Consider the following 13502-nt stretch of genomic DNA (forward strand, 5'->3'; position numbering starts at 1 on the left):
GGCCGGACGGAGATCGTTGTGCGGGTCGGCTGCACACATTCGATCTTCGACAGGGAGAACAAGCCGTGGTCTTCAAACGCATGCTGGGTGCCTTCGGCGTCGGCGCGCCCTCGGTGGACACCGTTCTGGCGACCCCGCGCGTCCAGCCGGGCGGCACGCTGTCCGGCGAGGTGCGGCTCAAGGGCGGCGACTTCGACGCCGAGATCGAGCACGTCACCCTCGGCCTGGTCGCCCGCGTGGAGTTCGAGCACGGCGACGGCGAGCACGCGGGGGCCGGGGAGTTCTCCCGCGTCCAGGTGTCGGGGCCGTTCGTGCTGCGCCAGGGCGAGGAGCGCACGATCCCGTTCCAGATCGGCGTGCCGTGGGAGGCGCCCATCAGCCAGATCGGCGGGCAGCCGCTGCACGGCATGGCGCTGGGCGTGCGCACCGAGCTCGCCATCGCCAAGGCGGTCGACAAGGGCGACCTCGACGAGGTCGCGGTCGAGCCGCTGCCCTCGCAGCTGCGCATCCTGGAGGCGCTGCTGCAGCTCGGCTTCGCGTTCAAGTCCGCCGACCTGGAGGCCGGCCGCCTGTACGGCGTGCGCCAGGAGCTGCCGTTCTACCAGGAGATCGAGTTCTACCCGGCCGGCCGGTACGCCGGCGTGCTCGGCGAGCTCGAAGTGACCTTCGTGGCCGACCCGGCGGGGCTGGAGGTGGTCCTGGAGGCCGACAAGCGCGCCGGCCGCTACTCCGGCGACGCGATCGGCCGCTTCACCGTCAGCCACGCCGACGCCCTGCAGACCGACTGGGCCGCCGAGCTCGACCGCTGGCTGTCCGGCCTGGCCGCGCACGCCCACGGCGGCTTCGGGCACGGCGACCACCACGGCCACGGCGACCACCACGGCCACGGCGACCACCACGGTCACCACGGCTACGGCCACCACGAGCAGCACCACGGCGGGCCGGGCTGGGGCGCGGTGGCCGCGGCCGGCGCCGCCGGCGTGGTCGGCGGCCTGGTGGCCGGGGAGATCGTCGAGGAGATCTTCGAGGGCGACGACGAGGGCGGCGACGGCGACTGGTGACCCTCGACCGGTGATCCGCCCGTCACGGGCGGGTCACCCCGGTTCCGCCGCACGTCGACGTGAGGTCTGTGTCGCGGAGCAAAGTGGCAGAAAAAGGAGCTTCTACTCCTTTCCACTCTTAACGTATAGCGCACCGGGGGGCTTGCGGCAAGACCCCCGTCGTGGCGCAGAATCGTCCGCCGAGGCCAAAGCCTTGCCACGCGAAGACCGACCTCGTTGCGGAGCCACATACATGAATCCCCTGACCACCGGCGTGTTCGACCTGCCCGGCAACCTCGCCGCCAAGGCCGACCCGGCGCTGATCGCCGTCGACGAGCGACACTTCGCGGCCCTCGCCGAGAGCCTGGAGCAGTCGATCGCCGACCTGTCCGCCCGCCTCGACGCCGAACGCATGGCCCCCGGCGGCAAGGGCCGGCAGGCGCTCGACCGGGACCTGGAGATCCACCGCCTGTCCGCCCGCCTGCGGACGCTGCGCCGCTTCGGCCTCGACCTGTGCCTCGGCCACATGGTCACCGCCGACCACCCCGAACCGGTGTACATCGGACGGCTCGGCCTCACCGACAGCGACGGCCGCCGCCTGCTGCTCGACTGGCGTTCGCCCGCGGCCGAGCCGTTCTTCGGCGCCACCCACGCCAACCCCATGGGCCTGGCCAGCCGCCGCCGGTACCGCTGGACCCGCGGCCGGATCAGCGACTACTGGGACGAGGTGTTCACCGCCGACGGCTTCGAAGGGCACGCCGCGCTCGACGACCAGTCCGCCTTCATCGCCAGCCTGGGCGGCAACCGTTCGTCCAGGATGCGTGACGTGCTCGGCACCATCCAGGCCGACCAGGACGCCATCATCCGGGCCGGCTCCCGCGGCGCCCTCGTCGTGGACGGCGGCCCCGGCACCGGCAAGACCGTCGTCGCCCTCCACCGCTCGGCCTACCTGCTCTACTCCGACCCCCGGCTCGGCCACAACAAGGGCGGCGTGCTGTTCGTCGGCCCGCACCAGCCCTACCTGGCCTACGTCGCCGACGTGCTGCCCAGCCTGGGGGAGGACGGCGTGCGCACCTGCACCCTGCGCGACCTCGTGCCCGAGGGGGCGGCGGCGGCACCCGAGCGGGACCCGGAGGTGGCGCGGCTGAAGGCGTCCGCGGACATGGTGAAGGCGATCGAGCCGGCCGTCCGGTTCTACGAGAACCCGCCCGCCAAGGGCATGACGGTCACCACGCACTGGTCGGACGTCTGGCTGAGCGCCGAGGACTGGGCCGAGGCGTTCCAGGCCGCCGACCCCGGCACCCCGCACAACGAGGCCCGCGACCAGATCTGGGAGGAACTGCTCACGATCCTCATCGACAAGCACGACCCGCATGACCAGCACGGCGATCACGAGGTGTCGCCGGAGCTGCTGCGCAGGTCGCTGCGCGCGAACCGGGAGCTGCTGGCCGCCTTCAACCGCGCCTGGCCGCTGATCGAGCCCACCGACCTCGTCGGCGACCTGTGGACGGTCCCCGCCTACCTGCGGTTGTGCGCCCCCTGGCTCGCCCCGGACGAGATCCGGCGGCTCCAGCGCGCGGACGCCCAGTCCTGGACGGTCTCCGACCTGCCGCTCCTGGACGCTGCCCGCCAGCGCCTCGGCGACCCGGAGGCGTCCCGCCGGCAGCGCAGGCAGGAGGCCGCCCTGGCCGTCCAGCGCGAGCGCATGGCCCAGGTCGTGGACAACCTGATCGAGGCCGACGACGACGGCGAGGGCCTGGTGACCCAGCTTCGCCGGGCGGACCTCCAGCGCAACCTGGTGGACGAGTCGGAGCTGCCCACCGTGGAGCCGGACCTGCTCGCCGGGCCGTTCGCGCACGTCGTCGTGGACGAGGCCCAGGAGCTGACCGACGCCGAATGGCAGATGTTGCTGCTGCGCTGCCCGTCCAGGAGCTTCACCATCGTCGGGGACCGCGCCCAGGCCAGGCACGGGTTCACCGAGTCGTGGGCGGAACGGCTGGGCCGGGTCGGCATCGACCGCGTCGAGCTGGCCGGCCTGAGCGTCAACTACCGAACCCCGGCGGAGATCATGGCCGAGGCCGAGCCGGTCATCAGGGCCGCCCTGCCGGACGCCAACGTCCCGGTCTCCATCCGGGAGAGCGGCGTCCCGGTCACGCGCGGGCCGGTCGCCGAGCTGGACGCGATCCTCGACGCCTGGCTCGCCGCGAACCCCGAGGGGATCGCCTGCGTGATCGGGCACCCGGCCTTCCGGGAGCGGCCCCGGGTCCGGTCGCTGACGCCGGAGCTGTCGAAGGGGCTGGAGTTCGACCTGGTCGTCCTCGTCGATCCGGACCGGTTCGGCGAGGGCGTCGAGGGGGTCGAGGGCGCGGTCGACCGTTACGTGGCGATGACCCGGGCGACCCGGCAGCTCGTCGTCCTCACGACCCCCTGACGGGGGCCCGCCGCCGGGTGCGCCACGCCGGCCATCGTCATGCACGCGCCCTGGCGGCGGCGGGGCCGGCCGGGGCGTTCAGGCGGGTGACGCGGCGCCGCCGGGCCGGCTTGCCCATCATCGGGTTGGCGACGCCCCAGGCGGCGCTCTTGCAGATCAGCTCCTTGTAGACGGCGGCGACCCGCCCGGTCAGCACCCTGGGCAGGGCGCGGTCGTCGGCGGTGACGAACTGGATCAGGCCGTTGCCCCGGCCCAGCGAGACGCACTGGTTGAAGTAGCGCGGCGAGGTGTTCGGCAGTTTCCCGCCGGTCAGCCGGGCCGCGATCGAGTCGGCGGCCTGACAGGCGGTCGGGATGCCCGACGCGCACGACATGCGCAGCGGCTTGCCGCCGGGGCCCATCGCCATGGCGGCGTCGCCGACGGCGTACACGTTCGGGTGCGAGACCGAGCGCATGGTCCCGTCGACCACGATCTGGCCGGTGCCGCTGACCTCCAGGGTGGTCGCCCGCGCGATCGGGTGCACGGCGAAGCCGGCCGTCCAGACGGTCACGTCGGCCGGGATGGGCTCGCCTTCGGTGGTGACCCGGTCGGCCTCGACGCCGGTGACGGCCGTGTGCTCGTGCACGCTCACCCCGAGCCCGGCGAGGACCTTGCGCACGTGCGCGCGGCCCTTCGGCGAGAGCCAGTCGCCGAGACCGCCGCGGGCGGCGAGGGCGACGTCGAGGTCGGGACGGGCCTCGGCGATCTCGGCCGCGGCCTCCAGCCCGGTGAGCCCGCCGCCGACGACGACCACGCGCTGACCGGCGTCGAGCCGGGCCAGCCGCTCGCGCAGCCGCAGCGCCCCCGGCCGGCCGGCGACGTCGTAGGCGTGCTCGGCGGTCCCGGGCACGCCCTCGGCGTTCCAGCCGCTGCCGAGCGCGTAGACCAGCGTGTCGTAGGCCAGCTCCTCGGCGCCGCCCGCGCCGGTGACGGTGACGGTCCCGCGGTCGGCGTCGAGGCCGGTGACCGTCCCGAGCCGCAGCTCGACGCCGGTGCCGGCGAACATCTCGCGGAACGGCCGGGGCCTGAGGTCCTGCCCGGTCGCCACCTGGTGCAGGCGGACGCGTTCCACGAAGTCGGGCTCGGCGTTGACGAGGGTGATGGCGACGTCCTCACGGCTCAGCCGCCTGGCCAGGCGGCCGGCGACGACGGCTCCGGTGTAGCCGGCTCCGAGGACGATGATGCGGTGCTGCATTTCCTCGCTCCTGTCTGACGCGGGTTCGCCACCTGAACCGGACGGCCCGCGCTTTCCTGACAGGATCACGGTGTGAAGCGCGTCACACCGTGTCTCAGAAGGCTCTGAACACCGGCTCTCCGTGGTCGCTGGCCACCCAGCGCGCGGTCGCGCGGTCCAGCTTGTCGGGGTTGACCTGGTTGCGGAACGCGGCGATGCCCTCGGCGGTGACCTCCAGGCACATGACGCCGACGACCCGGCCGTCCAGGACCGCCACGACGGCCGGCTCCCCGTTGGCCGTCCAGGGGTAGATCTCGGGCGAGCCGCCGATGATGGCCCGCTTGGCCTTGCCGGGCTTGACCAGGCCCCACAGGAACTTCGCGACCGCGACGGCGCCCTCGAACGCCTTGGCGCGGGCCGGGACCTTCCCGCCGCCGTCGCCGACCGCGATGGCGTCCTGGGTGAGCAGGCGGACGAGCGGCTCGGTCTGCCCGCTGGTGGCGGCGGCCAGGAACTCCTCGACGATCCGCCGGGCGGCGGCCTCGTCGACCTCGGTACGGGCCCGGCCGTCGGCGACGTGCCTCTTGGCGCGGTGGAAGATCTGCTGGCTCGCCGACTCGGTGATGTCGAGGATCTCGGCGATCTCCCGGTGGGAGTGGTCGAAGGCGGCCCGCAGCACGTAGACCGCCCGCTCGTTCGGGGACAGGCGCTCCATCAGCGTGAGGACGGCGTACGAGACCGATTCGCGCTGCTCGGCGGTCTCGGCCGGGCCGAGCATCGGGTCGCCGGCGAGCAGCGGCTCGGGCAGCCACTCCCCGACGTACGTCTCGCGACGGGCCCGCGCGGAGCCGAGCTGGTTGAGGCACAGGTTGGTGAGCACCTTCGTCAGCCACGCCTCGGGCACCTCGACGCGGCCCGCGTCGGCGGACTGCCAGCGCAGGAACGTCTCCTGCACGGCGTCCTCTGCCTCCGCGGCGGAGCCGAGCAGGCGGTAGGCGATGGCCTCCAGGCGGGGTCTGGCGGCCACGAACCGGTCGACGTCGTCCACGGTCAAAGGCATGGCCTGATCCTAGAACGTCCCCTTATGCGGCGGAACTCCGGTTCTTGGGTAGGTGTTGATCCATGACGGTCCCGGGTAGAGGCGGCCGATGTTCGACGACTTCGCGACCGACGTGATCGACGTCGGCGAGACCGACCTGTTCGTCCGGTACGGCGGCTCCGGCACGCCCCTCCTGCTGCTCCACGGCCACCCCCGCACCCACGCGACCTGGCACCGCGTCGCACCCCTCCTGGCCCCCCACCACACGGTGGTCTGCCCCGATCTGCGCGGGTACGGCCGCTCGGGCAAGCCGCCCACCACCCCCGACCACGCCCCCTACTCCAAGAGGGTCATGGCCCGCGACATGGTCGCCCTCATGCGCTCGCTGGGCCACGAACGGTTCGCCGTCGCCGGCCACGACCGCGGCGCCTACGTCGCCCACCGCCTGGCCGCCGACCACCCGGCCGCCGTCACCCGCCTGGTCGTGATGGACGGCATCCCCATCGGCGAGGCGCTGGCCAGGGCCGACGCCCGCTTCGCGGCGTCCTGGTGGCACTGGTTCTTCCTCGGCCAGACCGCCAAACCCGCCGAACGCGTCATCAACGCCGACCCTGACGCCTGGTACAAGGGCAGCCCCGAGCAGATGGGCCAGGAGGCGTACGAGGACTACCGCCGGGCCATCCACGACCCGGACACCGTCCACGCGATGTGCGAGGACTACCGCGCCGGCCTGACCGTGGACCGCGCGGCCGACGACGCCGACCGCGCCGCCTCCCGCCGCCTCACCTGCCCCACCCTGTTCCTCTGGACGTCCAAGGACGACATGGAGGACCTGTACGGCGACCCGCTGGCGATCTGGCGCACCTGGGCCGACGACGTGACCGGCCACCCGATCGACAGCGGCCACCACGTGGCCGAGGAGGCCCCGGACGAACTCGCCGCCTCCCTGCTGGCCTTCCTGCGCGAATGACGCCCTGACGGGGGCGGCCGTCCCGGACACGTGATTCATGCCGTTTTCCGCGTTCACCTCCATCGCCGGGCCCCTTCCGTGAGGATGGAGCTCCTGCACAGCGTGGCGGGTGCGTCACAGAACGCGATGCGGAGAGGGGCGTCATGAGTTCCGGAGCAGCTTCGCCCAGCGGCGGCGGTCCTGCGAGCAGGGCGGCGACGACCAGGGTCCGCGACGTCGTGCGCGATGTGGTGGCGGCGACCGCGCCGGAGGAGCTCCTGCTCGTGGACGGGCTGGCCGGGCTCGACGACGACGTCGTGATCCGGCGGCTGGGCCGGCGGGGCGCCAGGCGTGAGCCGTTGGGGTTCGGTCTGGGGGAGATCGCGGCCCTGGTGACGCCGGTGGTGTGGCTCATGGTCGACGAGGCCGCACGGCGGGTGGGGACCGCCGCCGTGGACGGCGCGGCGGCGCGCACGAAGGCCGTGCTGCGCAAGGTCTTCCGGAGGCGGGCGGCGGCCGTCTTCGTCCCTGACCTGACCCGTGACGAGCTCGCCGAGGTCCACCGCAGGGTGCTGGAGACCGCTGTGGAGCACGGGCTCGGCGACAGCCGCGCCCGGCTCATCGCCGACGCCGTGGTGGGCCGGCTCGCACTGGCCGCACCGGAACTCGACGCGCGGGAACCGGACGGCCCGGCCGACGGCGCCCCCCTGACGAAGAACCAGTGATGCCGGCCACGGCCTCCGCCCCGCGGATCGACGAGCGGGCGCTGGGCGCGGGCACGACCGTGCGCTTCGTGCTGCTGCTCACTCTGCTGCTGGTGAGCAGCGGTTCGATGATGCAGGTCGTGGCCCGCGGATACCACGGCGGCTACGGATACGGCTGCCTGCTCGCCGCCGGCGGCGATCCCACCCAGGGCACCGACCGGGGCATCTCCGCGCGGATCATCGCCAACCACGACGCCTACTGGGCCTGCGTCGATCGCTACGAGCCCGCCGCGCCCTGGTGGCTGCCCCTCCTGGGGCTCGTCCTGGTGGCGGCGGCGGCCGTGGCGCTGTTCCTGGCCCTGCCGCACTGGAAGGTCCGGCGGGGCCGCCTCGTACCGCTGGACGTGATCGACCACGACGGCGAGATCGGCCGCAGGATGGCGGAGCTCGCCGCCGTGGCCGGCCTGGCCCGCGTGCCCAGGATCGTCGTGGACCTGACGGCGGTCACGACCGACGCCGTGGTGTTCGGCAGCGACCGCCGCCCGATCGTGTGCCTGCACGGCGGGCTGGTCGCCCGCAGGACCACCGATCCCGACGGCTTTCGCGCGCGGGCGATGCACGAGTTCGCCCACATCCGCAACCGCGACCTCACCATCACCTACGCCACCGTCGTCGTGTGGCGGGTGTTCGTCGTCCTCGTGCTCCTCCCGTACGTCGTCTGGTACCTCACCGCGATCCCCACCTCCGCGCGGTCGCCGTTCTGGCCCGGCGAGACGGCGTACACCACGCGGGGCCTGCTGCTTCCGGTCTGCATGATCCTCCTGGTCTATCTCGCCCGCTCGGACGTCCTGCGCAGCCGGGAGATCCACGCCGACCTCGCCGCGACGCGCTGGGGCGCCGACCTGCGCTCTCTGGCGTTCACGGTGCCCGCCCCGGTCACGGGCCGGCTGCGGCGGGCTCTCGGCTCCTTCGTCGAGCTGTGGCGCATGCACCCGCGCTGGACGCTGCGCCGGGACGCCGTCACCGACCCGGCCGCGCTGTTCGGTGTGCAGGCGCTGCCCATGTTCCTGACCGGGGCCGCCGCTCCGCTCATCGACGTCCAGGTGGCGGACTACCTGCCTCCCGTCGCGAGCGGCACCTGGCTGGGCCGGCTGCCGGCCCTGCTGGTGGCGGGTCTGGTCACCGGCGTGGCCGGGATCGCGCTGTGGCGTGCCGTGGTCCATGCGGTGCTGACCGGGCGTCGGGCGCCGTCCGGTGTGCGCGCGGGGCTGTGGCTGGGAGCCGGCGCAGTGGCCGGCGAACTGGTGCTGAACCGGGTGACGGTCCTGCGGTGGTTCCCGGACCACCCGGTGGTGCTGGCGCTGGTGCTGTTCGCCGGGGTGGCCTTCGCCTGGTGGACCGCGCAGTGCGCCGAACTGTGGGTCAGGGCCTGGCCGGGGCGTACGATCCGGCCGGCCATGCTGCTGGGGCTCACGGCCGCGTGGCTGGTGCTGTTCTCGTGGTTCGTGTGGTGGCAGAGCGAAGGCGCGCTGCTGGCGAGCACCGGAACGGTCGACCCCGCCGGGATGCAGTTGATCCTGCGGGAGCTGTACGGCGCCTCACCGGAGGAGCATCCGGCCGTGCAGTCCGCGATCGGCGCGGTGTGGCCGTTCCTCACCAGCTTCGACACGCCGCTCGTCCTCTCCGCGGTCATGGCCCTGTGGGTGGTGCCACTGCTCACCTGGACGTTCCGCCCGACCACCGCTCCACCCTCGTGGACGCTCGGCTCGTCGACCGAGCCCGGCCGGTGGGAGGCCCTGGACAAGGGGGTGCCGCTGCAGCGGCGGGTGCTGCCGGCCGTGCTGCTGGGGATACCGGCGAGCTGGGCCGCCGTCGCCGTCGTGATGGGCTACATGCACACCTGGCAGCCCCCGCCCGCGGATCGAGGAGGCCTCTACGCCCTGGTCTACCAGGCGTGGACGCTCGTGGCCCTGGTGGCGGCGGCCGCGGCGGCAGCCGCCGTCGCGAGCGTGCCGGCGAGCCGTCACCGGCTGCTCGTCGCGCTGATCGCCGCCGAAGTCGTGGCGTTGGGCGGCCTGGCCGGCCGCTTCGTGTTCGCCGCCGCGGACGGCTGCTTCCAGCCGCTCAACACCTTGGCGGTTCGCTGCCACTGGCTGCCGGATCCGGCTTGGACGCTCGTGCAGAGCATCATGGGCTACGTTCTCGTGCTCGCCGCGGTCGCCGCCGTCCTGGCGGCCGGCATCGTGTCGGCGGCCCGGAGGCTGCGGCCCACGACCCGAAGCGCGACCCGTGACCTCCCTCCCGGCCCGCGGCCGACCGGCCGGCTCGCCGCGCGGCGAGCCGCCACGGCCGTGCTCTGCGCGGCGGCGGTGGCGGCGCCCCTCGTGGCGGCCGCACAGCAGGAATCGCCCGGACCCGCCACCCTCTCCCAGGTCCAGCGGGTGGTGGGCCTCGACGATGCGGTGGTGTCCGCCGAGATGAGGCAGCTGCAGGTGAAGGCCTGGTGGGCACACGGCGGGTGGGATCTGCGCGAACGCTACAGGACCGATGTCGTACGTCTCTCCAAGAGCCTGAACGACGCCGCGCAGGCCGGGCGCGGCTCCGTCGAGCCGGCGATCTTCGGCCCCCTGTGCACCCACATGGGGGAGATCGCCCGGGACGCGGGCCGCTACTTCGACGTCCCCGACCAGGAGACCCGGGCCTTCTGGCGGACGTTCGTCACCCAGGCCGGCAACGGCGGCCGTAACTGCCGGAAAAGCCTGGCGGACGAGAACGGCGACCTCTTCATCACGTCCATGAACGAGCTCATCGAGGCCGGGAAGGCGCTCGAAGCGGTCACCGCCAGGATGCCGAGGTGACCTCCGCGCGGCGGGCGGCGCCGAGCCTTGCCTGGTCAACTCCGGTCAGGGACGCGGAAGGTCACCCCGGGGAACGGACCCGGCCGGATCGGCGCAGTGGGTCATGAGCAGGTCGATCGCCTCCTGCCGCGGCAGGTCCGCGCCACGCCGGTACGCCTCCCGGTAACCCGCGTCGCCGAGCCGCCCGGCCAGGACGGGCACCAGCCGCCGCAGATCGGGGTCGCCCTCGTCGAAGACGCCCCGGATCACGTGGCTCATGCCGAGCGCCGTCGCGGCCCCCGCCGGGTCGCCCTCCAGCCCGAGCAGCCTGGCCAGCAGCTCCGCGGCCCTGGCCAGGGCGTTGGCGTTGGTGTGCCCGAGCACGCCGCGCATCGCGCGGGGCAGCAGCTCGCGCGCCCGTTCCGCCGCCCCCTCGGTCACCAGGACGGCCATCCGGGAGGACACGATCACGTCGCCGTTCAGCTCGGGCGGGCCGGGCAGCCGGTGGACGACCGTCTCCAGCTCGTTCACGACCTCATGGGCCCGGCCCAGGTCGCCGGCGTGGCGGTGCACCTCGGCGAGCGGGAACAGCATGCTGGCCGCCAGCCGCCGGTGGCCGTGTTCGCGGCCCACGCGTCGCGCGGCGTGGATGTCGTGCAGCGCGCCGTCCAGGTCGCCGCCGCGCATGCGGTTCTGGGCGAGATGCGACTTGGTGATGAACAGGTGTTCCTCGGTGCCCAGCTCGGCGGCGATCGCGACGGCGCGCTCGCAGGCCGCGACCGCGTGTTCGTGCTCGCCGCGCAGGCCGTGGACGCGGCTCCGCCGTACCAGGCTCATCACCAGGCCCCAGCGGTCACCGACCTGCTCGAACAGGCGTAGCGCCTCGTCCCTGTGGCGGGCGCCGGTCTCCTGGTCGCCCTGTTCCGTGAGCAGGAAGTCGTAGGCCCAGCGGGCGCTGGCGCGCACCCACGGGTCGGGGGAGTCCAGGGCCTCCAGGTCTCCGGCGTCCTGGGTGGTGAGCCTGGACAGGCGGAGCAACGGCAGCGCGTTGTGGAACTTCGTCACCCCCGGACGGCTGAGGTTCTCCCGGACCTCCGGCCCGCCCCGCCGGCCCGCCGTCGCCCGTACCACCTCGAAGGCGGTACGGACGTCGTCGGGCAACTCGTCGCCGAACGCCAGCACCTCGCTCAGGAACGCGTCGGACTCGGTGGACATCCCGCGCATGCCCCAGTACCAGATCATGGACCTGACGAACCGGGCGGCCGTGGCCGCGTCGCCCGCCCCGATGGCGGCCCGCAGCGCGGCGACCAGGTTGTCGTGCTCGGCGTCGAAGACCTCGACGGCGCGCAGCTGGTCCCGGGTGCGCAGCAGCGGCTCGTTCTCCTCGGCCAGCGCCAGGAAGTACCCGCGGAAACGGTCGCCGACCGGCGGCTCGGCGAGCTGGGCCGCCGCGTAGGCGCGGACGGTCTCCAGCATCCGGTACCTGTCGCCGACCTGCTGGATCATGGACTTCTCGACCAGCGCGCCCGCGACGTACACCATGTCCTCGGCGGGCAGGGACGCGTCGGAGCAGATCGCCTCCAGCGCGGCCAGGTCGGCTCCGCCGGGGAAGGCGGCCAGGCGCGCGGCCAGCGCCCGCTCGGGCTCCTCCAGCAGGTCCCAGCTCCACTCCACCAGCGCGAGCAGCGTGCGCTGGCGCGGCAGCGCGGTCCTGCTGCCCGAGGTGAGCAGGCGGAACCGATCGTCCAGGCGCTGGGCGATCTGCGTCACGGTCATCGCCCGCAGCTTGGCCGCGGCCAGTTCGAGGGCCAGCGGCATGCCGTCCAACCGGCGGCAGATCTCCACCGTGGGCTCCAGGGTGGCCCGGTCGAGCGCGAACCCCTGGCGCACCCTGCCCGCCCGCTCGACGAACAGCCGCACGGCGTCCGACTCGGCGGCCTCGGCCAGGTCCGCGTCCGGCACGGGCAGGCCGAGCGGGCCGAGGTGGCACAGGGCCTCGCCGTCGATCGCCAGAGCCTCCCTGCCGGTGGCCAGGACGCGCAGCTGCGGAAGCCGGCCGAGCAGTTGCTCGGCGAGCTCGGCGGCCGCCTCCACCAGGTGCTCGCAGTTGTCCAGCACCAGCACGGCGGGGCCGACGTCGAGCTGGGCGGCCAACCGGGCGGGCGCGGGAGCCTGCGGCTTGAACCCGCCCTCGAACAGGCCGCCGCAGGCGCTGAGCACCGCGTCGGCGATCTGGTCCGGACGGGTGACCCCGGCGAGCGAGACGAACCACGCCCGGTCCCCGACCTGCTCGGCGGCCTCCAGCGCCAGCCTGGTCTTGCCCGCGCCGCCCGGCCCGACGATCGTCACCAGCCGCGCTTCGGCAAGCAGCAGGGCCAGCTCGCCGAGCTCACGCTCCCGGCCGACGAAGGTGGTCAGCCTGGCCGGGAGCCGGTTGGACGCGGCCTGCGGCCGTACGGCGGGCCGGCTCAGCTCCCCGCGCAGGAGGGCGAGGTGGACCGCGCGGAGCTCGGGCGAGGGGTCGATGCCCAGCTCGTCGCCGAGCCTGCCGCGGACCTCGTCGTACACGGCCAGCGCCTCCGACTGGCGTCCGGCGGCCGACAGGGCCCGGATCCGCAGTTCGGCCAGGCGCTCGCTCAGCGGGCGCGCGACGGCCGCGACCCGCAGGTCGGCCAGCACCTCGGAGTGGCGGCCGAGCCGCACCTCCGCGTCGAAGAAGTCCTCGGCGACGGTGGCGCGCAACTCCTCCAGCCGCGCCGCCACGTTACGGGCGAACGCCGCCTCCAGCACGTCCGCCAGCGCGTCGCCGCGCCACTGCTCCAGGGCGGCGCGGAGCAGGGAGGAGGCCTCCCGCGGCCGGCCGGCCGCGAGCTCCCGCCTGGCCTGCCCGGCGAGCTGCTCGAACCGGTGGGTGTCCACGTCCTCGGGACGCAGCGGCAGCCGGTAACCGCCGGTCACCAGCTCCACGGACTCCGGCCCCCCCAGCGTCCTGCGCAACCGGGAGACCAGCCCGTGCAGCGCGTTGACGGCCCCGGCCGGGGGCTCCTCGCCCCAGACGCAGTCGATCAGCGCGTCCGCCGACACCGGCCGGCCGGCCTCCAACGCGAGCCGCGCCAGCAGCACCCGCAGACGTACGCCGGGAATGTCGATGGGAGAGGCGTCGTCGGACGCGGCCGCGACCGGGCCGAGGAGGGAGATCTGCACCCAGCCACCTTCCCACCCACCCCTCCACCCACCACCACCGCACCCCGCCCCCCGTCGCCCCCGCCACCCGCTGCGCGACCGGCCC

Annotated in this window: 8 protein-coding genes; 5 read left to right on the top strand and 3 right to left on the bottom strand. The window is 73.9% G+C overall.

Translation table 11 applies throughout. The features are described from left to right. Nucleotides 1-65 precede the first annotated feature (65 nt). Nucleotides 66-1061 (top strand): sporulation protein, encoded by a 996-nt coding sequence (locus AB0C33_RS03290; RefSeq protein ID WP_358283146.1) that lies wholly within the window; start codon nucleotides 66-68, stop codon nucleotides 1059-1061. A gap of 232 nt (nucleotides 1062-1293) precedes the next feature. Beyond that, a complete protein-coding gene (helR, locus tag AB0C33_RS03295) occupies nucleotides 1294-3471 on the top strand; it encodes an RNA polymerase recycling motor ATPase HelR (RefSeq protein ID WP_358283147.1) in 2178 nt (725 codons plus the stop codon). Nucleotides 3472-3508: 37 nt separating this feature from the next. Here the strand turns inward: helR and AB0C33_RS03300 are convergent, their stop codons facing one another. Then, the gene (locus AB0C33_RS03300; protein ID WP_358283149.1) at nucleotides 3509-4705 is read right to left on the bottom strand and encodes an FAD-dependent oxidoreductase; all 1197 of its coding nucleotides are present in this window, start codon (nucleotides 4703-4705) and stop codon (nucleotides 3509-3511) included. Nucleotides 4706-4799: 94 nt separating this feature from the next. Next, on the bottom strand, nucleotides 4800-5744 hold the full coding sequence (sigJ, locus tag AB0C33_RS03305) for an RNA polymerase sigma factor SigJ (RefSeq protein ID WP_358283151.1): 945 nt from the start codon (nucleotides 5742-5744) through the stop codon (nucleotides 4800-4802). Between the two features lie 88 nt (nucleotides 5745-5832). Between sigJ and AB0C33_RS03310 the strand changes: the two genes are divergently transcribed. From AB0C33_RS03310 to AB0C33_RS03320, 3 genes are all read left to right on the top strand, one after another. Then, complete coding sequence (locus AB0C33_RS03310; protein WP_358283153.1) at nucleotides 5833-6693, top strand: alpha/beta hydrolase; 861 nt, start codon at nucleotides 5833-5835, stop codon at nucleotides 6691-6693. Between the two features lie 143 nt (nucleotides 6694-6836). Further along, nucleotides 6837-7397, top strand: coding sequence for a hypothetical protein (locus AB0C33_RS03315; RefSeq protein WP_358283155.1), 561 nt, complete (start codon nucleotides 6837-6839; stop codon nucleotides 7395-7397). After that, on the top strand, nucleotides 7397-10234 hold the full coding sequence (locus AB0C33_RS03320) for a M48 family metalloprotease (protein ID WP_358283157.1): 2838 nt from the start codon (nucleotides 7397-7399) through the stop codon (nucleotides 10232-10234). The genes AB0C33_RS03315 and AB0C33_RS03320 overlap by 1 nt, the downstream gene beginning before the upstream one ends. A 45-nt stretch (nucleotides 10235-10279) precedes the next feature. Here the strand turns inward: AB0C33_RS03320 and AB0C33_RS03325 are convergent, their stop codons facing one another. Continuing rightward, nucleotides 10280-13417: a BTAD domain-containing putative transcriptional regulator gene (locus tag AB0C33_RS03325; protein WP_358283159.1), complete on the bottom strand. Its 3138-nt coding sequence runs from the start codon at nucleotides 13415-13417 to the stop codon at nucleotides 10280-10282. Nucleotides 13418-13502: the final 85 nt, after the last annotated feature.

The organism is Nonomuraea sp. NPDC048881 (assembly GCF_040649795.1).
Lineage (GTDB): Bacteria > Actinomycetota > Actinomycetes > Streptosporangiales > Streptosporangiaceae > Nonomuraea.

Excerpts from the sequence above, each read along its gene's own strand:
- helR (WP_358283147.1), top strand. The coding sequence starts at position 1,294 with ATGAATCCCCTGACCACCGGCGTGTTCGACCTGCCCGGCAACCTCGCC.
- AB0C33_RS03300 (WP_358283149.1), bottom strand. The coding sequence starts at position 4,705 with ATGCAGCACCGCATCATCGTCCTCGGAGCCGGCTACACCGGAGCCGTC.
- sigJ (WP_358283151.1), bottom strand. The coding sequence starts at position 5,744 with ATGCCTTTGACCGTGGACGACGTCGACCGGTTCGTGGCCGCCAGACCC.
- AB0C33_RS03310 (WP_358283153.1), top strand. The coding sequence starts at position 5,833 with ATGTTCGACGACTTCGCGACCGACGTGATCGACGTCGGCGAGACCGAC.
- AB0C33_RS03315 (WP_358283155.1), top strand. The coding sequence starts at position 6,837 with ATGAGTTCCGGAGCAGCTTCGCCCAGCGGCGGCGGTCCTGCGAGCAGG.
- AB0C33_RS03320 (WP_358283157.1), top strand. The coding sequence starts at position 7,397 with ATGCCGGCCACGGCCTCCGCCCCGCGGATCGACGAGCGGGCGCTGGGC.